This window comes from Lacibacter cauensis (assembly GCF_007830055.1).
GTDB classification, from domain to species: domain Bacteria; phylum Bacteroidota; class Bacteroidia; order Chitinophagales; family Chitinophagaceae; genus Lacibacter; species Lacibacter cauensis.
Genome location: NZ_VLLE01000005.1, coordinates 602036 through 626989 on the forward strand (window position 1 = coordinate 602036; position 24954 = coordinate 626989).

Annotated in this window: 25 protein-coding genes; 23 read left to right on the forward strand and 2 right to left on the reverse strand. The window is 41.4% G+C overall.

Annotated elements, in window-relative coordinates:
- The first annotated feature begins 187 nt into the window (after positions 1–187).
- The 6 genes from IQ13_RS16310 to IQ13_RS16335 all read left to right on the forward strand — a co-directional run bounded on the left by IQ13_RS16310 (position 188) and on the right by IQ13_RS16335 (position 6644).
- Positions 188–1072, forward strand: a complete 885-nt coding sequence (locus IQ13_RS16310) for a pirin family protein (RefSeq protein WP_144887687.1) — start codon at positions 188–190, stop codon at positions 1070–1072.
- Position 1073: 1 nt separating this feature from the next.
- Positions 1074–1466: an OsmC family protein gene (locus tag IQ13_RS16315; RefSeq protein WP_144887688.1), complete on the forward strand. Its 393-nt coding sequence runs from the start codon at positions 1074–1076 to the stop codon at positions 1464–1466.
- 64 nt (positions 1467–1530) lie between these two features.
- Positions 1531–1890, forward strand: a complete 360-nt coding sequence (locus IQ13_RS16320) for a bleomycin resistance protein (protein WP_144887689.1) — start codon at positions 1531–1533, stop codon at positions 1888–1890.
- 150 nt (positions 1891–2040) lie between these two features.
- Positions 2041–2838: a DUF3667 domain-containing protein gene (locus IQ13_RS16325; protein ID WP_144887690.1), complete on the forward strand. Its 798-nt coding sequence runs from the start codon at positions 2041–2043 to the stop codon at positions 2836–2838.
- 50 nt (positions 2839–2888) lie between these two features.
- A complete protein-coding gene (locus IQ13_RS16330; protein WP_144887691.1) occupies positions 2889–4031 on the forward strand; it encodes a retropepsin-like aspartic protease family protein in 1143 nt (380 codons plus the stop codon).
- Positions 4032–5024: 993 nt separating this feature from the next.
- On the forward strand, positions 5025–6644 hold the full coding sequence (locus tag IQ13_RS16335; RefSeq protein ID WP_158637419.1) for an endo-1,4-beta-xylanase: 1620 nt from the start codon (positions 5025–5027) through the stop codon (positions 6642–6644).
- Positions 6645–6758: 114 nt separating this feature from the next.
- Here IQ13_RS16335 and IQ13_RS16340 read toward each other — a convergent pair whose 3' ends face one another.
- Positions 6759–7370 (reverse strand): fibronectin type III domain-containing protein, encoded by a 612-nt coding sequence (locus tag IQ13_RS16340; RefSeq protein ID WP_144887693.1) that lies wholly within the window; start codon positions 7368–7370, stop codon positions 6759–6761.
- A gap of 1020 nt (positions 7371–8390) precedes the next feature.
- Here IQ13_RS16340 and IQ13_RS16345 point away from each other — a divergent pair.
- From IQ13_RS16345 to IQ13_RS16410, 14 genes are all read left to right on the forward strand, one after another.
- Positions 8391–9464: a serine hydrolase domain-containing protein gene (locus IQ13_RS16345; protein ID WP_144887694.1), complete on the forward strand. Its 1074-nt coding sequence runs from the start codon at positions 8391–8393 to the stop codon at positions 9462–9464.
- A 123-nt stretch (positions 9465–9587) separates the two neighbouring features.
- The gene (locus tag IQ13_RS16350; RefSeq protein ID WP_158637420.1) at positions 9588–10100 is read left to right on the forward strand and encodes a hypothetical protein; all 513 of its coding nucleotides are present in this window, start codon (positions 9588–9590) and stop codon (positions 10098–10100) included.
- Between the two features lie 127 nt (positions 10101–10227).
- Positions 10228–10479 carry a hypothetical protein gene (locus IQ13_RS16355; RefSeq protein ID WP_144887696.1) on the forward strand — a complete coding sequence of 84 codons (252 nt, stop codon included), beginning with the start codon at positions 10228–10230 and terminating at the stop codon, positions 10477–10479.
- 69 nt (positions 10480–10548) lie between these two features.
- Complete coding sequence (locus tag IQ13_RS16360) at positions 10549–11145, forward strand: hypothetical protein (RefSeq protein WP_144887697.1); 597 nt, start codon at positions 10549–10551, stop codon at positions 11143–11145.
- A gap of 287 nt (positions 11146–11432) precedes the next feature.
- Complete coding sequence (locus tag IQ13_RS16365; protein ID WP_144887698.1) at positions 11433–12044, forward strand: tetratricopeptide repeat protein; 612 nt, start codon at positions 11433–11435, stop codon at positions 12042–12044.
- Between the two features lie 225 nt (positions 12045–12269).
- Positions 12270–12833 carry a hypothetical protein gene (locus IQ13_RS16370; RefSeq protein ID WP_144887699.1) on the forward strand — a complete coding sequence of 188 codons (564 nt, stop codon included), beginning with the start codon at positions 12270–12272 and terminating at the stop codon, positions 12831–12833.
- 200 nt (positions 12834–13033) lie between these two features.
- Positions 13034–13687: a hypothetical protein gene (locus IQ13_RS16375; protein ID WP_199758288.1), complete on the forward strand. Its 654-nt coding sequence runs from the start codon at positions 13034–13036 to the stop codon at positions 13685–13687.
- A 251-nt stretch (positions 13688–13938) separates the two neighbouring features.
- Complete coding sequence (locus IQ13_RS16380) at positions 13939–14433, forward strand: hypothetical protein (protein ID WP_144887700.1); 495 nt, start codon at positions 13939–13941, stop codon at positions 14431–14433.
- Positions 14434–14529: 96 nt separating this feature from the next.
- A complete protein-coding gene (locus IQ13_RS16385; protein WP_158637421.1) occupies positions 14530–15867 on the forward strand; it encodes an erythromycin esterase family protein in 1338 nt (445 codons plus the stop codon).
- A gap of 87 nt (positions 15868–15954) precedes the next feature.
- Entirely contained in the window at positions 15955–16152 is a 198-nt protein-coding gene (locus tag IQ13_RS16390) for a hypothetical protein (protein ID WP_144887702.1), read from the forward strand.
- Between the two features lie 87 nt (positions 16153–16239).
- A complete protein-coding gene (locus tag IQ13_RS16395; protein WP_144887703.1) occupies positions 16240–17676 on the forward strand; it encodes a S41 family peptidase in 1437 nt (478 codons plus the stop codon).
- A gap of 199 nt (positions 17677–17875) precedes the next feature.
- Entirely contained in the window at positions 17876–18325 is a 450-nt protein-coding gene (locus IQ13_RS16400; RefSeq protein WP_144887704.1) for a hypothetical protein, read from the forward strand.
- A gap of 141 nt (positions 18326–18466) precedes the next feature.
- A complete protein-coding gene (locus tag IQ13_RS16405) occupies positions 18467–19084 on the forward strand; it encodes an ankyrin repeat domain-containing protein (RefSeq protein WP_144887705.1) in 618 nt (205 codons plus the stop codon).
- 134 nt (positions 19085–19218) lie between these two features.
- On the forward strand, positions 19219–19731 hold the full coding sequence (locus IQ13_RS16410) for a hypothetical protein (RefSeq protein ID WP_144887706.1): 513 nt from the start codon (positions 19219–19221) through the stop codon (positions 19729–19731).
- A gap of 188 nt (positions 19732–19919) precedes the next feature.
- On the opposite strand, the gene IQ13_RS16415 is transcribed toward IQ13_RS16410, so the two are convergent.
- A complete protein-coding gene (locus IQ13_RS16415) occupies positions 19920–20657 on the reverse strand; it encodes a toxin-antitoxin system YwqK family antitoxin (RefSeq protein WP_158637422.1) in 738 nt (245 codons plus the stop codon).
- A 31-nt stretch (positions 20658–20688) separates the two neighbouring features.
- On the opposite strand from IQ13_RS16415, the gene IQ13_RS16420 reads away from it, so the two are divergent.
- From IQ13_RS16420 to IQ13_RS16430, 3 genes are all read left to right on the forward strand, one after another.
- Positions 20689–23250, forward strand: coding sequence for a VPS10 domain-containing protein (locus IQ13_RS16420; RefSeq protein WP_144887708.1), 2562 nt, complete (start codon positions 20689–20691; stop codon positions 23248–23250).
- A 181-nt stretch (positions 23251–23431) separates the two neighbouring features.
- Positions 23432–23941 (forward strand): DUF2911 domain-containing protein, encoded by a 510-nt coding sequence (locus IQ13_RS16425; RefSeq protein ID WP_144887709.1) that lies wholly within the window; start codon positions 23432–23434, stop codon positions 23939–23941.
- A 127-nt stretch (positions 23942–24068) separates the two neighbouring features.
- Complete coding sequence (locus IQ13_RS16430) at positions 24069–24929, forward strand: DUF8428 domain-containing protein (RefSeq protein ID WP_144887710.1); 861 nt, start codon at positions 24069–24071, stop codon at positions 24927–24929.
- Positions 24930–24954 lie beyond the last annotated feature (25 nt).

The following is a 24954-nucleotide window of genomic DNA, read 5'->3' on the forward strand; positions in this document are numbered from 1 at the left end:
TTTTCGGCTGATCGGTTTTATGGGGCAAAAAATATTTTTCAACTGCAGGGCAAATACCCGCACTCGTTATGCTAACTCTTGTTCATGCGTGTTGTAGCCTTGTTTTAATCGATCTGCGTGTGTTAAACCTTACATGTTGCACTTCAACCTTGCCGCAACCTTCTTACATTTACAGAAATGGATGCTTATGTCAAACATCAATCTCATTATAGAAGAGCGGGCCACCAGTATTGGTAAGTTTATGGTTGGCCGCTTGTTGCCGTTTCGGGAGAAGCGCATGGTGGGTCCGTTTATATTTATTGATCATATGGGACCGGTACAAATGAACGAACGGGAAAATATGGATGTGCTGCCGCATCCGCACATAGGGTTAAGTACACTTACGTTTCTGTTCGAAGGCAGCATCATGCATCGGGATACATTGGGTACAGAAGTGGAAATAAAACCCGGCGCTGTTAACTGGATGACGGCCGGCAAAGGCATTGTGCACAGCGAACGTACACCCGCATATCTCCGTCATTCAACCAAAACAATGCATGGCTTGCAGATATGGGTTGCCCTGCCCAAAGAGCTGGAGCAGATGGAGCCGGAATTCTGTCATATCAATGCAGAAGATATTCCTGCATGGACAGATGAAGCACTGCAGTACCAACTGGTGGCAGGCGAAGCATGTGGCAGAAAATCGCCGGTGCCGGTGTACAGCAAACTGTTTATGCTGGAAATAAAAAGCAGCACTGCACAAACCGTGAACATTGGCAGCGAACTGTATGGCGAAGCTGGTTTGTATATATTGGAAGGAGGTATTGCCAGCGAGGGCAACCGTTATGGTCCCAAACAATTGCTCGTGGCAAAAGACAGCAGCCTCTGCAGTTTTACCATTGAAGCCAACAGTACCATTTATATTTTTGGTGGTGAACCATTTGCCGAAGAACGTTTCATCGATTGGAATTTTGTTGCCACCGATAAAGCGTTGATTGAAGCAGCCAAACAAAAATGGATTGCACAGGAATTTGATAAAATTAAGGGAGAGGAAAATGAGTTTGTTCCTTACCCCGCATTAAAACGAAAGTAATATGGCAAATGTATCAGCAAGTATTCAACGGGAGTTGTATCAAATCGAAATTAAATCGCCCAGCGGTAATGTGCTTATTGCCGATGAGCCTGTTGCCAATGGTGGAAAAGATACCGGCTTTTCGCCAACAGAATTGCTGGCATCGGCATTGGCTGCATGTACCAGTGCAACACTGCGCATGTATGCCGACAGGAAAGGTTGGGAGCTGGAAGAAGTACAGGTTGCAATAAACCTGGAGTATAACAGCAGTGAAAACAAAACCGTCATCAACAGAAGCATACAATTTATCGGCAACCTGGATGATGCACAGCGCAGCCGGTTACTGGCTGTTGCCAATGCCTGTCCTGTACATAAAATTTTAAGCAATCCCATTGAAATCAACACAAGCATCTGATTGTAAGCAGTAACGATAGTAGTAACACTGCGTTATCAATCATTATCAATATCAAAACAACATCATGCTCACTGCTATCCATCCCAAACTGCCCATGCGCAACAAAACAGCTACAGTAAATTATTATACTGCCCAGCTTGGGTTTACGGTTGCAGGCACTGCCGATTATCCCGAATACCTGATGCTGCAAAAAGATAAGGTGGAACTGCATTTCTTTTTACACGAAACGCTGAATCCTCTGGAGAACGATGGACAGGTGTACATCCGTTGCAGCAATATCAAAATGTTTTACGATCAACTGTTGCAAAATAATGTAGCTATACATCCCAATGGTCCGTTGCAGGTAAAGCCATGGGGGCAAATGGAGTTTTCGTTGCTCGATCCCGATCATAACCTGCTTACGTTTGGTGAAGCTTTCTTGTAGCGATATCTGTTTATACCCAGTAAACGTATGGCAAGAATGCATTTTTTTTAACGAACATGTATACTGCAGACAGTACATATTTTTTTTGTACTTATATTCGGCAAGTTTTCACGCATAGGCTACAAGCATCACCTAAACCAAAACCAATCCATGGCGGAACAATGTTTAAACTGCAGCGAAACAATTACAGCTAATTTTTGCGCAAGCTGCGGACAAAAGAAATTTAAACGCATAGACCGGAAGTACATTTGGGACGAACTGCAGTACACCGTTTTTCATACTAACAAAGGGTTTTTATATTCCGTAAAGCAACTTGTAAAAAATCCGGGAAAAACTGCACGTGAGTTTATTGGCGGTAACAGAGTTAATCATTACAAGCCAATATTGTTGTTGTTTGTGCTAAGCGGTATTTCAGCATTTATCTCTTATAAATTTCTCAATTTCAGAGCTGTTTTAGAATCGTATTTTGCCAAACAGCATATGAACACGGGCTTCATGTCCGATTTTATGAGTTTCATCTCCAGCTATAATTCGTTGATCATGTTAATGCTGGTGCCGCTTTTTGCACTTACTACCAAAATTTCGTTTAACAGGTGGGGGCATAATTATTACGAGCATTTGGTAATGAATACCTACATCCTTTGCTTTTATACAATACTGAATATTGTGCTGCTTTATCCGGTATTGTTTTTTGTTCGTCACGATCCGGATAAATTCTTTTCATTAACACAATGGGTTTTTCTGCTGGTGCCGTTTGTGTTGTTTTTATTTTTTAAATCCTTTTATAAGGATAAGTCTGCGAAAGAAGTGCTGCTTCGGGTATTATCGGTATTGGGTTTAACAATTGCCGGATATCTGGTGTTTATTATACTTGCATCTGTTATCGGAATTATTATAGCCATTGCCGGCGGTGGGCCCGAAGCACTTCAGTATTTCAAAAAACAATAATTCTCATTTGCTTTTTTTCGAGGCAGCAACTCATTCTGCGTAGTACACATATGCATAAATCCATCGCTTCGCTTTGTTGTTTATGGTTTGTTTTTGTGGCAACTGCACAAAACAACCCGGTCGATACAATTCCGTTTACCGTAAACAATGTACTGCTGGTGTTTAAAGGAGCAATTAACGGCGTTGAAACCGAATTTGCATTTGATACCGGAGCCGGTTTAACCGTTACCAATTCCACTACCAACACAATGTGTGGCATTCAGGTAAAAGGCGGTGGTAAAAGTGTACGGGATGCCAATCAAACCATCAACCGGTTGCAATCAGTAGTTATTGAGGATATAGCTGTTGGCAGTTATCATGTGCGTAAGTTAAAAGCTGTTACAACCGATATGCCTTATCTCTACTGCGCCAACCTGGTGTTGCTGGGGCAGGATTTTATTAAGCAGTTTAACTGGAAAATTGATTTCGAAAAACAATACATTTATCTGTCGCAAAAACCTTTTGCCGCCGATGAAACAGCCAAACTGTGGCAACCTGTTTTTAAAGGCAACCGTCCGTTTGTACCCGTATCGCTCAACGGCAGTGCACCCATTGGTTGTTTAATTGATTTTGGTTTTAACGGCACACTCGATCTGTTGCTTACCAATCCTGCTGCACAACAGTTGCTGGCAACCAAACAGCAGCAGAAAGCCGTGAACCAATATGCACGTGTAAACATGGGTTTAAACGGTTACAGTGCAGCCGAGCCGGAAAGCGATTTTCTTACCGATACACTCAACCTGGCGGGCACTCCATTTACCAATGTGCTTACTTCTATACGCCCGGCGAACGAAACCAAGTTAGGGGTGCAGTTTTTTAAAAACTATGTACGCTGTTTTGTTTTAAACCACACAGAAAATAAATACTACCTCACTCCATCACAACAACCCGTTGTGCGTACCGCTCCGCTCGATGCACGCTTTACGTATAAAAATGGACGCATTCTTGTACTGGATAAAAATACCGGCGATGCATCTACAGCTGCTGCATTAGAAACAGGCGAAGAAGTAAAGCGGATAAACAAACTGTCGGCCGCCGATTTTAAAAACGAATGCGATTTTCTGTTGTGGATGTATCATTACAAAGGGCAGGAGTTGCAGGTAGAAAAAATGAATGGCACACAACTTATACTTAAACGCAGCAGTGTGTTTTAGTTAAGTAATGATTCGTAATCCCGATTGCTATCGGGAGTAAGTGCCCGGCTGCAAACCTTAATTGAACTTTTGTTCTTCGTTCGTTAGCTGCTGTATATGTAGCAACAGTTTTTCATTTTACATGCTTCATTTTTTATTTTTCATTTCAACCTGTGTTGTTTCGACCTGACAGGTTGATTCCCTTTCCGGAGTGAACTTTTTGTTTACATCTATCCTGCAGGAGCTTAACCTGTCAGGTCTGTTGCACATCTGTTCTTCGTTCGTTAGCTGCTGTATACGAAGCAACACTTTTTCGTTCTTCATTCTTCATTTTTTATTTTTCATTTCAACCTGTGTTGTTTCGACCTGACAGGTTGATTCCCATCATGCAGTAAGCCTTTTGTTTACTTCTATCCTGCATTAGCTTAACCTGTCAGGTCGGTTGCACACATTTTTGTTTCGACCTGACAGGTTGATTCCCTTTCCGGAGTGAACCTTTTGTTTACATCTATCCTGCAGGAGCTTAACCTGTCAGGTCTGTTGCATCTGATTCGTCCTTGCGGGGAGGAACGACGAAGCAATCTCCTCCAATAAAGCAATCATCATTGCCTCCATGCCGGGTAAACAAATAATATCGCTCAAAAACAAAAAAGCATTTTCCTGTTTAAAAAAGTCAGGTTGTTGCAATTTGTATGTAACAATATGCAACAAGTTAGTGCCAAAACGATGTTGTAGTTATTCAACAAAGAGCATTTGTTCAATAAACGGCAGCAAACAGCTTTAATCCATTCACTATTCAAGCCGTTCTTTGTTTTTCTACTGATGCAATTTCTTATGCAATCTGTTTTTGCTGATACTGCAGATTGTCATCACGCATGCACGAAAAAACAATTCTTACATGCAACAAATCTTTGCAAAATAAATGCAACAAACAGCATCAACTTTCATTCTACAAAAACGGTAGAATGCAATCGTTCTTTCATTATTTTCGGCTGCACAAAAACGATTACTACCTTGAAAAAATTAATAACAGGTCTGTTGCTGTTAAGCATGCTCGCCATCTCCTGCAAAAAGAAATCCGGCACCAACACAGGCGGAACAGTACCAACTCCTGCGGCAGAATCTGCTCCGTTAAAATCTGTCGCCACCTATCCAATCGGAGCGGCGGGCAGTAACTTCTCTTTTATCAATACAGCACTTTCATCGGCCATATTAAAAAGAGATTTCAATGCCATTACGTTCGAAAATGAAATGAAGAACAATGCCCTTGTTAATTCTTCCGGCGCTTATAATTTTACAACAGCCGATGCCATGGTAGCTGCTGCACAGGCAGCTAATTTGCAGGTGCATGGTCATGTGTTGGCATGGCATGCACAAGCACAAGGAGGTTATTACCGGAGTATCTTATCGGCTGCAGCACCAAGTGCCACGAACCTGTTGCAAAATCCGGGTTTCGAAAATGGCGATGCAACCGGTTTTACTGCCTACACTGTTTTAAACTCGGGTAACCCTGCGGGCACAGCAACAATAGCTGTAGGTGCAGGCGCAGCAGAAGTACGCACCGGTACACGCTCCTTAAAAGTGGTAAACCCAACTGCTTACGGTAACGAACAGTGGCGGGTACAGGTCGCTTCAGATGCAGTTACACTTGAAGTGGGTAAGCAGTACCAAATAAGTTATTGGGTAAAGGCCTTAACAGCCAATGGTTCTATCCGTTTATCAACACAACCTTCAGCGTTATACCAAGCCGATCAAACAATTGGCACCAGCTGGCAGCAGGTTACATGGCTTATTACCGCCAACACCGCACAAACACGTATTGTGTTTGATTTAGGCAACAGCAGCAATACGTATTTCATTGATGATGTAAGTGTGAATGAAATGATTGGTGGCGGAACCTCCGGCAATAACTATGCAAAGGTGGATAGTTTGCTGAAGACAACAATCTACACCATTGCCGGACATTTTAAAGGAAAGGTGCGGGGATGGGATGTAATTAATGAAATGTTTGCCGATGGACCCGCAGGTGCCATACGTAACAATACAAACACCGCCAATGCAAGCAACAACGATGTGTTTGTGTGGAGTGAATACCTGGGCCGGGATTTTGGCGTGAAAGCATTTACGTATGCAGCCGAAGCAGATCCGCAGGCCAAACTGTTTATTAATGATTACAACCTTGAATTTTCTACGGCCAAGCTCGATTCGCTGATTGCGTACGTCAATGAAATACGGGGAAGAGGAGCAAAGGTAGATGGCATTGGCACGCAAATGCATGTAAGCATCAACACCAGTAAAACACAAATCGATAACCACTTTATAAAACTTGCTGCAACAGGTTTACTGGTGCATGTATCGGAGCTGGATATTGGTGTTAATACCAATAACGCCAGCAGTGTTGTTTTTTCGGCCGACCTGGAAAATGCACAAGCCGATCTGTACAACTATATTGTTACTTCCTATATGCGGCATGTGCCCAAAGCACAACGCTATGGAATAACTATTTGGGGTACGCTCGATAACCAAAGCTGGCGCTACAAAAGCGGTGCAGATTATCCGTTGCTGTACACGGCCACCGGTGTAAAGAAGCGTGCTTACGAATTTGTGTTGCGTGCATTACAATCGGGTTTATAATAGTATTTGTGAACGGATCTTTTATAGCAATGTTACTGCAAACAAAAGCCGCCCGAAAGGGCGGCTTTTTTATTTTATCAATCGCAAAAAAAACAAATCAACTATTGAATGCCCTTACACCACCATGCGGCTTAAGGCATCGCTGTACAGTAGTTGGTTATTGCTGCCTACTGCTGCAACACGGCAATAGTACACAGTACCCGGTTGTAAATTGGTAAGCGTGGTTTTAGCACTGGTGCTTAAATTACTTACCCAGCTGCCCGGCGCCATGGTAGCATCTGTTGTGTATTCGTGCAGGTAAGAGTAAGCACCCTTTACTGCTTTTACACTCAGCATTAGTGTACCACTTGCCACGCCGTTTTCTAAACGGATGATTTCGGGTTTGCTGATGATGCTAGGCTGCCGATCTTTACTTACATCAAAGCCCGACGTAAGCAACATGGCCGCATCGCCATTGGCCGTAAGGTTTACGTACGAACACAGCTGGCGCAGCACTGCCAGCAAGGTTTCACGCTTGGCATTTTTATCGGCCACATCGGCACGGTTACCCGTTTGGGCTTTTACCAGAGCCGAGCTGAAATTGTCGGCCGCAGCCTCCACTTCGTTTAATGCCGGCACCGGTGTGGGAAAATTGGCATTACCCGTCATGTTGCTGATAATGCTGTGGGTTTTACTTTCCAGGTTACCATCGGAAAGTGTTACAAAGCTGGTTGTAACTCGTTTCATAAAAATTGGGTTTAAAGAGAAAATAATTCCGTGCAGAACACAACGGTGTTTGGTTGAAGGTGTTGCTGTTTAACACGGGTTAACAGCACAAAGCAAAAAAGCCTTTGGCATATTTGCAAGCCCCCCTGTGCATGCAGCAGCCTGCCTCTTGCACAAGTAAATTATTTTTATATATTAAATAAATATAGAGGCGCTGCGCAAGTACCTGTAACCCTTGCCGGCTGCGGATTTTACGCATTTCTTCTTGCTGCAATTCGGGCATTTTTACCCGAAAAAAGTTTTGCCAACAACCCGTTTTTTACCCCGGTTTTGTTTTTTTTAAAAAAGGCAACAGCTGTTTTTTATCTGCAGCAAACGCTTCCTGTTACACAAGAAAGCTGATCATGGTACATAAGGAAGGGCTTCCCGATACATAGGGAAGGGCTTCCTGGTACATCAGGAAGGCCTTCATGATACATAAGGAAGGGCTTCCTGATACATAGGGAAGGCCTTCATGATACATAAGGAAGGGCTTCCTGATACATAGGGAAGGCCTTTATGATACATAGGGAAGGGCTTCCTGATACATAAGGAAGGCCTTCATGATACATAAGGAAGGGCTTCCTGATACATAGGGAAGGCCTTCATGATACATAAGGAAGGGCTTCCTGATACATAGGGAAGGCCTTTATGATACATAGGGAAGGGCTTCCTGATACAAAAGGAAGGGCAGTGTGAAACTGCATAAAGCTTTTCCTGGCAGATACAGAAGCTGATTGGAAAGATAAAGAAGCCAAACCCAACCTGTTTGCTGTAATGTATACAAAAAGCAGAACGTTTAGTAACCGCAGTTATAAGCCGTGTGCAAACGCTTATGAAACGTTTGTACACGGTTATTGCAAACTTGTATTGGCGCAACCAACAATACAAAATGTTGAACATTAACTTATTGATTATCAAAAACGAGTTTTAAATTAGCACTGCGTATAATAACATCAATATACGTGTTAGCTGCCATATTTAAACAGACACCACAGACAAATGAATAGACTTTTTTCGATAGTAATATTGTTGACATTTTTTACAACTACTTTTGGACAATCAAATAGTTCATTTGCCGACAGTATTCGTGTAAAGTATAAAATTCCAGAACTTGCATACGCTGTGGTTTCGTCAGACAGCATTTGGGAAATTCAAGCTCTGGGAGTTCAACGAGTAAACTCTGACTTTAAGGCAAATATCAATGACAAATTTCGTATTGGTTCTAACACAAAAACGATTACAAGTTACATTTCAGCCGTATTGGTAAAACAAGGAAAAATAAAATGGGACACGAAATTTTTTGACTTATATCCAGAACTAAAAACCAAAAGTAATTCAGCGTATTATGACTTAACATTGCGGGACTTTTTGACGTTTAGAGCTAATCTAATAAAATGGTCCTATGGCAATACCACACCGACAAAAAAGGAAATCAAAGGAAGCAACCAGCAACAGCGATATGAATTTGTTTCTTGGATTTTACAACAAAACCCAGTTACAGAAAAGCAATTAACATATTGGTCCAACCCAAGCTATGTAGCGGCTGGACTTATGCTGGAAAAGGCAACAGGAAAGGCGTATGAAACTTTAGTTGAAGAATTGGGAAATGAATTAGGAATAAATTTCGGTTTTGGGCAACCAAATTTTATCGACATAAACCAACCTTGGGGACACGATGAAAATTTGGAACCCGAGAAGCCGTCTTTAAACTACAAACTAAATTGGCTTTCATCAGCAGGAAATATCAACGTAAGTTTGCCTGACTATTCCAAATTTATTCAATTGCAACTTCAAGGACTTTTTGGAAAATCTAAAATATTCACAGTCGAAGAATTTGAATATTTACATTACGGGCTACCTGAATTTTCATTTGGCTGGAAATGGTATGTGGACGAAAAAACCAATTTGAAATACTCATTTCATGAAGGAAACCCAGGGACATTTTTGACAAAAGCATTTATCTGCAAAGACACAGACAAAGCATTTATCATCTTTGCAAATATCCAATCAGACGAAGCGGACAAAGGACTAAAAATATTACTTGACGAACTAAAAAGAAAATACGGCAGCTAACAGCGGTTTGGCAAAAGTGGCGGTTCGTGCTCCGCAGACACATTTGCGGGTAATCAAAGTTTAGTTCTCCGCATCAACATTTGTGAAAAAAATCGCCACCTTCGCCAAGCCGCAAAACGTTGTATGCCATTTTTGGACACAAACTTTAAACCTAAGGTGACAATTTATAAAGCAGACCAAAAGACAAACATCTATTACATAATTGGATTTGTAATTTTATTTGGTTTGACAATTCCCTTGTCTTCAAAGTTTACAAGCAATAGCTGGACTTTACCTTTAATTTTTCTGTTACTCTTTTTAGTATTCAATTTTGTCACTTCGAGACTAAACGAAGTCTGGCTTGACAAACCAAATAGCAACCTGACACTACTTTATAAAAATTACGTTGGAGTAAAGAGGAAGTTGAAGTACGACCTTGATAAAATTGAATTTACATATAAGCGACAAGCAACATCATTCAGGGGTGGAATAAAAAATATTTGTACCATTTACTATTCGGGCAAAAAAGTCACTCAGCTAATACCAGACAATGACGATTGGAGCGACGATGAAATCAGAAGTTTTGTTTATGGGCTTCTTGAAACAGGAGTTAAGAAGAAGTTTGTTGGTTATAGTTTAAAAGATGTTGAGACGTAAAACGGCATACAACAAGTGTATTTGTGTTATGTCGGCGGACTAATAACGCCGCTTCAACTGTGTGCTACTATCAGCTTCTGCCCCTGCCCGACGTTATAAATTGAGCAATTGAACAAACAATGAACTTTTGTATTTTACATCAGCATTTGTACCAAGCAGACGGATTTCAAATTCCGCCACAAACACAAATGCTTTAACGTTGTATGCAACTTTGCTCAAGCTACCCGCAATTCAAACCAGCAACGACATAAAAGCTTTTATAAATTTAAAAATCAAAACAACAAGTATGACATCTCAAACCACACCGCAAACGACTGCTCCTAAAAAGAAAATGGGACTTGGAAAGAAAATCCTTCTTCCCAGCAACGTCTCCCAATAAATGCAGCTGATTATTTGCACTAAGACAGTTGGGGACGTTGCGTACCAAGAAGAGTTCTATATTTATGATATGCCTGTTAAAGCATCTATCCCTTTTACTGAAGGAATTTTCTCCATTACGTTTACCTGTACAGATTGGTTGCCGTTAATTGAAATTGTAAACGGATATGATATCGTTTATAACTGGTTTGATTATCTTAAGTCAAAAGGACATTTCATTGCCGGTTACGTTCTAATGCCAAACCACATGCATGTGGTTATCGGTTTCCGCAAATCTCACCAATCCATTAATACAATTATTGGAAATGGCAAACGGTTTATGGCGTATGAAATAGTACAACGTCTGAAAACAAAAGGCGAAACGGAACTTTTACACAAATTATTTTTGTCTGTTGAGGCAGAGCGAAGAGCCAATCATAAAAAACATAATGTATGGGAGCTGTCATTTGATTGGAAAAAATGTGAATCGGAGGCGTTCATTCTTCAAAAACTGGATTATTTTCACATGAATCCATGCAAGGGAAAGTGGAATTTATGTGCAAGCCCTGTTGATTATGTACATAGTTCTGCCATGTATTATGCAACAAGTGAACATGGTGTTTATGAAGTAACCAATTATGCAGTATTGATGGATATTGATTTAACTGTTGAGCAGAAGTATATATAAACTTACACGCAACGTCCTCCTCAAACTATGTAACAAAATTGCAACTAATTGCAAGGAGAGACGTTGCTGGGAAAAAGTAATGTATACGAAAAGCAGAACGTTTAGTAACCGCAGTTATAAGCCGTGTGCAAACGCTTATGAAACGTTTGTACACGGTTATTGCAAAGTTGTATTGGCGCAACCAACAATACAAAATGTTGAACATTAACTTATTGACTATCAAAAACGTTTTTTAAATTAGCACTGCGTATAATAACATCAATATACGTGTTGGCGGTTATTGTAAAATGAACTTCAAACCATATTTTTTCATCGTATCATATGTTTTGCTTCTTACCTCTTGTAAGCAGACAACAGATGATTTGTTAGACAAGGCTTATAAACTTAATACCCAAAAAAAGTACGACAAAGCCATTGAAATCTACAACGAAGTAATTACTCGTAATAGTAAAATTCAGCTAGCTTTTTATAACAGAGGGTTTGCGTATTTACAAATAAAAAAATATAAAGAAGCTCTAGCCGATTTCAATAAGGTAATGGCTCTTCAGACACATGGCGACTTTGTCATTACCTATAACAAAGACCTACCCTATGCCGACGATGAAACAAGAACACAAGTACCTTATAATGATGCTTTATACCAAAGAGCACAAGTAAAATACTTCATGGACAGTCTTAGAAGTTCATTTACGGACTTTCAGAGACTTGTTGACAACAATTATGAAGAGAAAAGTAATTGTATGTCTTGGCAAGGAACGATTTACATAAAAAGTGGCATGACCAATGAGGCATGTGAGTATTTTTTTAAAGCAAAGCAATTTGCATTAAGTGACGAAGACAGAAAAGATGCAGAAGAAATGATAAAAACATATTGCGGACAGACAAACAACAACCGCTAACAAAAAGCTTTATGCAAGTGGGCCAGACGGAAGGCGTCGTTCATCTTTAATGCATATCTCAACAGCATATCAGGCTCGACTTGCTTCGCTGCGTCGATATATGTAATTTCAACTTTAGTAATTTTATTGGGCTTCAGTAGCCGAGGCTGGACGAAACAACATTGCCCACCTGCACAAAGCCCCGAACGTTGGTGGCAAGGTTAAACAGACATTTCGTTTCAAAAAATGAATTACGACTTTTTCGCAGACAAGGCAGACAAACTTCAACTTCTTGAATATATCTTCAGTGAAACTGACTTGCAAGTTTATGACTTAGGCTCTCCGTATGGACAAGAAATTTCTAATTATAAAAGTGTCGATGAGATTTCTTCAAAGTTTGACCTTTCCAATGGTGACAAGTTTGCTGTAACATTTCAACTGTGGTCACCTCGCCATAAAGGACAACCAATATTTAGAAAAATTGACCTTGACCCAAAGCGATGTAACGGACATACTTTTCGCTACTCGACAGACGGATGGGGACTTATTCAATTATACTTCGGGGGTCTAAAAAACAACAAACTCAATCAATCACATATTGGACATTTCAACGAAACTGGAGCTTTAAAAAACGAAGGAATTAATAAATTCAATGGCAGTGTAAGTTCGTGGGACTGGACAGAAATTCAGACAACTTCACGGAGATTGAAATACCAAATACATAACAAACTTGCAACAAGAAAAATTGGAGGTTTTGGTGTTTTACCTGGTGCAGACAGACTAGAAAAGGAAGGAGTAAAATTTCGTTAACTAAAAGCCCAGCCACCAACAAAAAGTTTGCCGCAAGGCTGGCGGACGGAATAACAATCATCAGTTGTACTACTATCAGCTAATATCGGGCTTAACCGAATTCTATTTGGCTTTTAGTTGTTAACTTCAACATCAGTTTTTTTTCTTATCGGTTGCTGTCTTCAGCAACCGAAATAAAATTGTAACAAAGAAGCTGGAAGGTGAAGACAGCAGCCAGTAAAAAATCGTACTACCTGGTGCAAAAATATTCGGTTCTGTTATGCGTGGTTATCTGTGTGCTGTTTCTGGTAACAGCAACCTTGGTTTATCCGGGTGGCTCAATCCTGAACAAAAATTCTGTGGGGTTCGACTGGTCAAAGAATTTTTTCAGCAATTTATTTTTGGCAAAGGCGCTAAATGGCAATACCAATCCATCAAGAATTTGGGCGCTCATTGGTATGCTCTTCCATTCAATCGGTTATGGACTTTTCTTTTTGCATACCTCGCTAAAAATTCCTCATAAACATACAGCAATCGTTTTAAAATCTGTTGGCATTGCCAATATGATGTTCACCTTTTTAATTGCTACTCCCTTGCACGACATAATGGTAACGGTTTCAAGTACGCTTACCATGCTTGGGTTATTTTATATTACAATCTTTATACTAAGAACAAAGCTGCATTGGCTGAAGGTTTGTTGTGTTGTGAGTATGCTTATATTTTATTTCACGTTGTACCTGTATGGGGCAGGCGATTGGGGATTGCTGGCTGTGATGCAAAAGCTGACGTTTCTTTGTTTTCTGTTATTGGTTTTAACAATAGAATATTTTACAAGCAAGGAGGACTTTCAACATGAAAAAACAGTAGGCCGGTAGTAACAGCAGCGAACTGCTAACAGTGTATTTTTTATCGCTTGCTGTCCCCGCCAACCGACATAAATAAATAGCAACTACAGGTTAAGTTTAGAGATATGTTCTTTCGTCTGCCCCGGGGGCTGGCCCAAGCCTATGCCGTGCGTAAACAGCAGCAAGCGTACAGTCAACCGTTTCGCCTGCATACCGATTCTAACAAAACGTTTTCGAAAGGAAGCTTATATTTAAGCATCCATTCACATTAATAAAACGATATGCGAAAACTAATTTATGCTTCAGGCCTCTTCTGTATGCTGTTGCTACTTACAGCCTGTCCTTACTCTTCGGAGTTTGCATTGCAGGAACCCAACGAAACGGTGAAAAAAGAATACCTGGGTACCTGGTTACAGGAAGGCGAATCGGAAAATCCTTCGTATTGGGTCATCAGTAAGTTAACCGATAAAACCTACACGTTTGAAGAGCATGCGTACAACGACAATGAGAAAGGCTATACGGTAAAAAAATACGCCGGGCATTTTACAAAACTGGGGACTGTTAATTTTCTGAACCTGAAAGAAGAGTCGGACGTTAAATACTCGTTCTTTAAAGTAGAACTGTCGGCCGATAAAAAGCAGATGGTTATTTATGAGGTCACCGATAATATTGATGAAACCTTTAGCAATGCCGCCGACCTCAAAGCGTTTTTCGATAAACACAAAGACGTAAGTTTCTTCTATAACAAAGATGAAAAAAAGTATAAGAAAAAGTAAATGCAAAGGGTAGTGGTCTTTTACATCTGTTGCCCCCGGTACAGAAACCGGGCCGGTTTCTATGCCACAAGACAAATGGAGGTTGCCACACACCGGATGCCCGCAACTGTTAAGCATTACCAGGTTGTTATGACGTTGTACAAAAGCATGTTCGTTTTTTGTTTGCTGCACGTTTATGTGTTTGGTTTTGCACAAAAAAAAGTTAAGCAATACGTGCAGCAACAAGCGGTGCAGGTAAAGCATATTGCTATTAACGACAATCATTTTACCGACCTTGAACCATTGGGTGCAGCCATTGGCGATGCACGTATAGTTGCATTGGGCGAGCAAATGCACGGCGATGGTACAACCTTTGAAGCAAAGGGCCGCATTATTAAATACCTGCACGAAAAAAAGGGGTTTAATGTGCTTGTTTTTGAAAACGATTTCTTTGGGTTAACCTATGGTTTTGAACAGGTGCCGAAAAACAAAGACGCACTGCATGCATTTATCTATCGCCATGTAATTGGCTTATGGTCGCACTGCCAAAGTGCAGCGGGGCTGTTGTACAACTATGTTTATCAAACACAATCCACAGAAACACCTTTAGTGCTCGCCGGTATGGATTGCCAGTTGCAAACGCCCCATTCGTTTAGTTATATTGAAGCGAAGCTGTTAACAGTACTGTCTAAACTTGCTGTAACAGAAGAAGAAGCCGGCTTGGTAAAAACGGTTATAGCTAATGTACCTGCTGTTTATTTTAATGGCGGAAAAGCAAATGCTGCTGCCTGCGAAAAAGGATTCAATGCGTTAACCCAACTGCTTGCAGGTAAGGCATGGGCGCCGTTGAATGCTGAAGAAATAAACCTGGTTGAAAATATACAAGCTGCTTTTCAAAACATCCTGCCTTACTTAAAAGGGAATGTGTTAACAGCAACCCGGCATCTCTACAGAGACAGGCAAATGTTTAAGAACCTGCTGTGGCTGTTGAAGTATAAGTACCCCGGCGAAAAATTTATTATCTGGGCGCATAATGCGCATATTGCCAAAGCGGTTGAAGATTTTACAGATCGGCCAAATGAAACGAGAATGATGGGGGAGTTGCTGGGAAACAAAAACATCAATCCCTACACGTATTATTCGCTCGGATTTACATCGTATAATGCAACTTCAATCTGGACGACGAAACCGGAGCAGCCCATTTATGCAGAAAAGCCCGCCAGAATGAGTGTTGAAAACTGGATTAATAAAAGTTGGAATTTTGCATTTGTTGACTGGGGCAAGTGGAATGAAAGTAGTTTCAGGAAGCCACCTTTTTCAATGAAAGGATCCCTGGAATTTACACAGCATCGCAATGCAGTTCAGTACTGGAATAAACGGTTTGATGGTATTTTTTTTATCAGGCAACTGGAAGGTTGTAAAAAAATAAGTGAGGAAGATGTACTAAGAAACTGATTGCAACCATCAGCTGCCGGTAAAAGCAACCACGGATGGGTTTTCTTTTCTGCTGCTATTAACTTTGTAAAAACAATCACCACAGGTATGAAAAATAAAATCGGATTTAACGTAGGCTTTGCCATTATAGCGCTGCCCATTGGCATTGCATTGCTCAGAGATTTTGATTTTGCCGGTTTTACATTTAAACGGCCGGCATTAAACACGTTGTATCTTGTTACGTTTCTCTTTTTAATTTATTTTACGCTGAAGAAAGACAGCAGTAAGGATGCAACTAAAAAATGATTTTTCTTCTGCCACTTTCTACAGCAACCGGCAACCCCTGCACTGCAGTAAGTGCAAAACATACATTCATCAACCTTGTAAATACTTATGCCACGCAGATTTAAGCTTGTAAGCTTCTTTTTTTTGGTATCTGTTACATTGTACGCACAGGATACCACCTGTAATTGTCTTGAAAATCTTGTACAAACCATTCAAAAAACCGAGGCCAACTATGCCGGTTTTCCTGCAAAAGTTACTGCCTCCACAAGCGCCGGGTACAACAGCCTGGTACAACAGTTAAAACAAAAGGCGCAGCCCGAAACCAATGCAAAAAAGTGTTACCACATTCTGCAGCAATACATTCGTTTTTTTAGCGATAAACACTTTGTATTATCGTACAACAATGAAAAAGATTTCGACAGTTCGGTTGTGCATACTTCTGAAGCAGCGTTGCGGAAACAATGGAAAAATAAACAGCTATCACCGGTAGAAGGAATATGGATCAGTCCGGACTCGGTTACAAAAATTGCAATTGTAAAAGCAGATAACGGTAGTTTTAAAGCCATTAAAATTGAATCAACAGCCGATCATTTTCCAACAGGCTTTGTGTATTTCACACTAACGCCCAACAAGGGGCAATACATTGTAAAGGAGTACAACTATTTTCTAACCACTGCCACTCCTGCAAAGCAAACCGGTAACCTGTTACAAATATGGAACCACGCTTTGTGGGGCAAACTATATCCGCAACAAATGACAGGCAAGGAAAAAGCGGAGCTGGCAACCTGGAAAAACGGCAACAATGGTCTTGCATTTAAAAAGCTGAATGCGGATGTGGCGTATTTAAAAATTCCAACCTTTCTTAATAACGACAATGCCATACAACAGCTCGTTGCAGCAAACGATTCGGTAATACGCAATACAAAATACCTGTTGGTTGATCTTACAGGGAATGGTGGCGGTAATACCGGCTGGATTTATTTTCTGCCGTATTTTATGACCAACCCTGTTGTTCAGAAACCTTCCTTTGTGCGGGTAACGCCTGAAAATGTACAACTGAAATTGCAGGACATTGAACCCTTTGTTACCAATCCTGTAAGTGAGGAGTATAAAAAATATTTTCCCGATGATATTTTAAACCTGTATAAAAAAGCATACAACGAACTGCCCGTAACAAAAGAAAAATTTTATCCGGTTCCGGGTGTTACATTTCCGTTGGATTCTATAACCCGCAACCCAAAGAAAATTGCATTGATTGTTGATAATTTTTGCGGAAGCTCTGCTGAATATTTTTTCTTTCTCTCAAAACAAAGTAAGAAAACAGTGAGCTACGGCCGCAATACAATTGGTATGATGGATTATGAGGGCATGTCGATTCCAACACCGTTACCCTACAGTCTATTCCGGTTAACGATTCCGATTGTAAAATCGAGCTGGACGGATACCAAGCCCATTGATCAAACCGGATTTCAGCCCGATGTATTACTGAATATTCCGCAACAGCAATGGATTGATGCAATTGTAAAAGATATTATGAAGCAGTAACGGAAACTGCTGTGCGCATGAATGATGGCAGATTCGTTTGCTATTCTTTACTATTCGTTGCCTCCGGGCTTTTGTGCAATTGCCCCCGGCCTATAGATATACTGTTTAAAGTATTGTGCTTGTACTTATTTAAGATGCCCGGGTTATGGATGATAATCGACGAAGGGATATGTTTGTTTCAAAAAAAGTTGTTGTTACAATGAGTGCTGAAGTTGAACCTATACTTCCCTGCTGGACGATATTGACTGCTGAAACGACTGCCTCAGCATTTCATGTGGTGATGGTCAACCGTTCCGGTCAACAAGTTGCAGCTACCGATACAGACCGTGTTCGTGCAATGCATGAATGTGAACGGCAGGCGTTTGCTTTTGAGCAGCAGCATGCTGAAAACCGGGGGCGCTTCTTGTTTGAGTATTCATTGCTTAAACTGGCCGGGCAATTGGTTACCGAACAACGTTATCAGAGCGAAGTATTTGGCTCCTGGTATGTTGTATGTAACAATAAGCGGTTGATCTACGATGGTCGTGACAATATTTTACTTGTTCAGAATTATGTGGACAACCATGCAGAATGGGGGCAATACCGTGCAATAGCAATTAAAGATTTAGCCTACGATGATTTTCATTCATTGATACAAAATATGCTGTAACGAAATTTCTTGTTATACTGTTGCTTTGCCGATGCCAATCAAGGTTAAACAAAGCCCAACCAAAAAACAGAAACGCATCTTTCAATTTTCTGTTTCTCCTTTATTTTTACCTATCCATATTACTATCATCAACATTTTTCTATGCTAACGAAAGATATTCAATCGTTTTTTAAAGCTGTCAGGGCGGGTGACGTGGAGAAAGTGTCGGCCTTAATACAGAACGATAAAGCATACGTAACTGTTTGCTCTGTTTCTCCACCCAAAAAAGACGAAGGGCAGTCTGCATTGCAGGTTGCATTAAAAGCCGGCAACTTTGCTGTTGCCCGTCTACTCATTGAAGAGGGAGCCGATGTGGATTTTGTAGAAACTTCTACTACAAACGAGTGGAGGATTCCTGTTTTACACGATGCAATCCGGGCAACTATTTTCAGTTCGTACACACTTCAAAAGGATAGTAGCCATTTCGACGATGCATTTGCTGTTTTAGCGTTGCTGTTAAGCAGGAAGGCGAATGTACATGCAACCGATTCGTTTGGTAATAACAGTCTTCATCGTGCAATTTTGGATAGCAGGCAAATGATAAACAGTCCGGATGCGGATCTTGAAAACGGTGTTCTGTTACAGCAATTGCGAAGTGTTTTCAAAGTTCTTATTGCAGCAGGTGCCGATAAAGAGCTGGCAAATGAAAAGCGCCCAAGTGCGAAAGAGCTAATTGAAAATTTTAGAATGGAACAATATCATTTGATCGATGATGTATAAACAGCGGAATCGGTTTCCATATTTGGCAGTAATACTGCTAAGCGATTTTATAAATATGTGATCGGTTGATTAATGTTGTCTTTCTCTATCAAGTTCAGTAACTGTTGTAAAAGTTTAAATACATTACTTCATGTATGTACAAGTGGGTATTTATTTTTAGTTTCATTTTTTTCGAAAGCTTTGTTTACTCTGGTTCTTTTGTGCACCGGCTTTGCCAAAGCAACGAAGAACTGTTGTATAGTTTTACATTGAACAGAAGCAGGAAGTCTGTTTGCCTTTGCAAAGAAAAGGAAGGAGCTTATCTCGTTTATCGGTTTGGAACACCCGATAAAATTGAGTTGCAGTATCCGGAAAAACCGGATCATACTTCTTGGCGTTCGTTTATATTTTATGGAGAGAAACGATTTGGTGGAAAAGCGAATGCCGGGTTTGGCGATTATTGGTTGTCATTTGAAAATAAGCATGTGCGTTATCGTGTGTACGAAACGTGGAATGATGAAGATGGTTCAACAGCAATTGGTGTGGAAGTAACCAGTAATGGAAAGCGGATTTTTCTGAAAGGAGATACTAACAGTAAAGAGGGAACGCTTCTGCGATTGGATGATGAAGCGAAAAAGATGGTAAACAGCGCTGACGATGAACTGTAGAAAATACAGCCGCCAATCTTGCTTTCATGTCCATCTGTTTGGTTGTTCTGATGTCTTTGTTGCTGATGCAGCTCTTTAAGCTGTTGTTAATTATTGGTAATGGTATTGCTCGCCTGATCATTCAATATTTTTTATGCTGCAGCAACAAATTCCACTTATCACGGGCAACTCATTTTTCATTTTCCACTTCATCCGCCCGTTTGCCCTGTACGCACTTTAATCTTTTTCTTACCGCTGTTTTTCTTTTCGTATTCTAAAATTTCTTTGGGCTTTGCTTTTTCTTTGGTGGTTTCTTTTTTGGTGGTGCTGTTGGCATCGGCAGGTTCGTTGGGGTCTTTCTTTACAATGCCATTGGCTGTTCCTGTACCATCATCGAGCTTTCCGAGAATGAAATTTTCTTTGCGTAATACTTTGCCGGTGCCGGGTTCGTAAATGGTCCAGTAACCATGCGGTACACAGCTGGCTTCGAGTTTCACCTCTACCAATGTGATTTTTTTCGGATCGTTTACATCGTACACTTCTACCGTTTCGGTGGGCTTGTCGGGGTTTTGTGCCAGCCAGCTTTCCTCCCGCACCATATCGCCCATGGTATTAAAGTATTGCTGCTTGCCGTGCTTGTTACCCCAGCGGTAATTTTCAATGGCCAGTATATCGCCCATTAAACTGTACACACGCCAGGGGCCTTCTTTCTTACCATCTTTAAAAACACCTTCTTCTTCGTAACCCGGTTCGCCACGTACTTCTTCTACACGCACCACCCATTTGCCCTGTTTCAGGTCTTTTACATCGGTACAATTGAGCGTATCGCCCTTAACGCTAATGGTATAGTCTTTACACTGAGCCGAACCACTCATCCAAAAAATGAAAGTGGCAATTACACTTAGCATCAACCTTCGTATGTTTGAACAGATGAATATCTTTTGCATATCGTAAACATGAGAAATTAAATACCAACGCATGAACCCAACTAAAACGGCTGCAGGCATTAAAAATTGCCTCTCCAAAGTTACCCTGCTTCTTTCATTCCTGTCGGTTTCCGTTACAGTTTCTGCACAAATCAAGCCAACAACTGCAGACGAACGGCAGAAGGGAATGGTTGTACGCAAAGCGCTTGAACAGAAATCATTATTGAAAGAGGCGAAGTTTCGCAACATTGGCCCAACAGTTATGAGCGGACGTGTAACGGATGTGGAAGTAAATCCCCAAGATCCAACTGAGTTTTATGTGGCCTACGCCAGTGGTGGTTTGTGGCAAACAAAAAACAATGGCCAGTCGTTTACACCCATTTTCGATAACGAAGATGTAATGACCATTGGTGATATTGCGGTGAAATGGTATGGCAGCCGTGTAATCTGGGTTGGTACCGGTGAGGTAAACAGCAGCCGCTCATCGTACGCCGGTAATGGTGTGTACAAAAGCAGCGATAACGGTAAAACATGGGAGTATTTAGGTTTACCCGAAAGTCATCATATTGGCAAAATACAATTACACCCAACCGATCCCAACACAGCATGGGTAGCAGCATTGGGTCATTTGTATTCGCCCAACAAAGAACGTGGTGTTTATAAAACCGTTGATGGTGGTAAAACATGGAAGCTTACACTTTCGGTAGACGAAAATACCGGTGCTGTTGAAATGGAAATGAACCCCAACAACCCGAACGAACTGTATGCTGCCATGTGGCACCGTACTCGTCGTGGCTGGAGTTTTACCGAAAGCGGTCCTACAAGTGGTATTTATAAAAGTACCGATGGCGGTAATACCTGGAGTTTGATGACTGCACCGGGCAGTGGTTTTGCCGAAGGCAAGAAACTGGGCCGTATTGGTTTAAGTGTGTATGCACAAAACCCCAATATTGTGTATGCGGTTATTGATAATTACGATGCAGTAACTGATACCAGCAGAAAGCAAAAAGCCGATACCGGTTTGCAGCTGAAAGATTTTAAAACCATGACCAGCGAACAGTTGCTGAACATGGAAAACAATAAGCTGGATACATTTATGCGCAAGCAACGTTTTCCGGCAAAGTATACGGCAGCTGTGGTGAAGGAGATGGTGAAGGCAGGCAAAATACAACCGGTTGCGTTGTGGGATTATTTTGATGCCGGTGATGATGGTTTCAGCGGTAGTGTAAAAGGTTGCGAAGTGTATCGCAGCGATGACGCCGGTAAAACATGGAAGCTCATTAACAATAAACTGCCGCAGGCATTCAGTACCTACGGGTATTATTTTGCAAAGATCTATGTGTCGCCCATGAATGTTGATAAGATTGTAGTGCTGGGTGTAAGTGCATGGATGAGTACCGATGGCGGTAAAAGTTTTAAAACAATTGATGGCCGCAATGTGCATTCCGATCATCATGCACTTTGGTTCAATCCAAAAAAGGATAGTCACATGATCAATGGGAACGATGGTGGTATCAACATTACATACGATGATGGTGCCAACTGGTTTAAAGCCAACACGCCATCAGTTGCACAGTTTTATGCCATTACGGTTGATGATGCGAAGCCTTACAATGTGTATGGTGGTTTGCAGGATAACGGCAGCTGGTATGGCCCAAGCAATAACCGTGAAACAGTTGACTGGCACGACAACGGCAACTATGCCTTTAAATCAATTGGTGGTGGCGATGGAATGCAGGTACAGGTTGATACACGAGATAACAAAACAGTGTACACCGGTTCGCAGTTTGGTGCCTATATCCGTGGCGATAAAACAAACATGTTTCAATCGAGAGTAAGTGTGCGTCCGCAACACGAACTGGGCGATAAACCACTTCGCTTCAACTGGCAATCGCCGATCCTGTTATCAAAACACAACCAGGATGTATTTTATTTCGGTACTAACCGCTTTCACCGCAGTTTAAATAAAGGGGAGCAGTCGGTTAACATGAGTGGCGATTTAACAGGTGGCAAGCGTGAAGGCAATGTGCCCTTTGGAACATTGGTAACCATCAGCGAATCGCCTTTGCGTTTTGGTTTAATTTATACCGGCAGCGATGATGGTTTTATTCATGTAAGCAAAGATGGTGGTTACAGCTGGACGGCGATCCATTCCAAATTACCAAAAACAGTACAAGGCTTGTATGTAAGCCGGGTAGTTGCATCAAAATACAAAGAGAGCAGGGTATATGTTACACTGAACGGTTACCGCAACGATCATTTCAATGCATGGGTATTTGTAAGTGATGATTATGGTGCCACCTGGAAACAGTTGTTTACCGATTTGCCTGCAGAGCCCGTGAATGTGTTGCGTGAAGATCCGAAAAACGAAAACCTGTTATACGTTGGTACAGATCATGGTTTGTATGTATCGATTGATGGCGGCGCCAGCAGCATGGCATGGATGAGCGAACTGCCAAGAGTGGCCATCCACGATATTGCTATACAGGAGCGTGAAAACGAAATTGTGCTGGGTACACATGGTCGTGGTATTTACATTGCTTCTTTAAGCGAAGCACAAAAACTGGCCAGCGATAAAGCCTATTACGAAAAGAAAAAGAGTGAAGTAAAATAAAAAGCCGGTATAGTAGTACCCGATACAAAACGAAGAAAGAAGTCATCTGCCCGCTTGCTGATAGCTGCAAGCGGGCAGTTTTTTTTACAGAAACAGATAGATAAGATTAAAACCGTTTGTCATACAGCCAACAATATTGCCGGTAATTTGTAGTATTTTGATGATTCAAAAAATAACAAATATGAAACGTATGTTCCGTTTGCTGCCTTTCTTATTCGTATTGGTTACAGTAACCGCTTGTGCACAGGATAATAAAAAACCAAGTCCACCCGCATCAACCGAATTTAAAAGCGGCGCAGCTACTATTAAAATCAATTATAGCGCACCTTCTGTAAAAGGTCGGGAAATTTGGGGTAAGCTGGTGCCTTATGGCGAAGTATGGCGTGCAGGTGCCAACGAAGCAACAACCTTTGAAACCGATAAGGATATTAAAGTGGAAGGTAAAACCTTGCCTGCAGGTAAGTACGCTTTCTTTACCATTCCCGGCGAAAAAGAGTGGACGATTATCTTTAACAAAACAGCCAAGCAATGGGGCGCTTACAGTTACAAGCAAGCCGATGATGTGTTGCGTGTAACCGTAAAACCTGCTGCTTCAGCATCAGCCAACGAAGTATTGAAGTATGAAGGCACAAAATCAAGCTTCTCTTTGTTATGGGAAAAGCTGGAAGTAAAGGTAAAAATTGAAGGATAGTCTTTCAACCATCAATGTATATGTTCCCGATCCCTCCGCACTGCGGAGGGATTTTGCATTTCACAGCTTATCCACAACGCAAGCCGGGCTTGCTTCTTCCATCAATTAATGAGTAGTTTGCAGCAGTATGCAGGATACAAGGAATGTTTTACTGGTAATTGTTTCACTTTGCCTGGTGGCCACCTGGGGTTATCATTTGTATGATAAGAACAGGTATGCTGCCGATATGAAAGCAGTAGTGCCGGTGAAAGATTCATTGCTGTTGCAAAGCCGCATCAACGATTCGTTACGTTCGGCATACAATACATTGTTGCAACAGATGGATTCTTCCCGCAATGCCGTTCAAACAGATACCAGCACTACTGTTGTTGGAGCAAGTGAAATAGACAGTTTACGTACTGAAATTGCCGCCATTCTTGCCATTAACGATATTACCAAAGAAGATCTGAAACGAGCCGAGCAGAAAATAAAGCAGTTGCAGCAAAGGTTGGCGCAAAATGCAGGCACAACTGCTCAGGTGCCTGTTGATAACCGCACAACAGTAGCTGTAACCTCTGCTGCCAAAACTGATAATAACAGTAAACCTCAACCCAACGAAGTGCAGTATGCAGTTTCCGGTATCAGTTTCCGTGCTATGGAAAGAGGGAGAGAGTTGCCCACAGCCAAAGCCGATGCGGCAGGTTATTTGAATGTTGGAGCGGCTGTACAAACAGCATCGGCCACTACAGCAGAAACAGAAGTGTTTATGGTCATCACCGATCCTTCGGGTGATGTAATACAGGACGACCCCTGGCAATCGGGGATGTTTACAATGGCTAACGACGACAGGCAGGCCTACACACGTAAAGCAAAAGTGCAGGCAAAAAAAGGAGAGCCGGGTCGTTTTGCTGTCAATCTCAAACTGCCCGAGTTTTCGAAGGGAGCGTACAGTGTGCAATTTTATCTCAATGGTGTACGTGTCGGCCGCAGCGAACTTCGTTTAAACTGATTGGAGGTTAAGCACATTTTTTTCA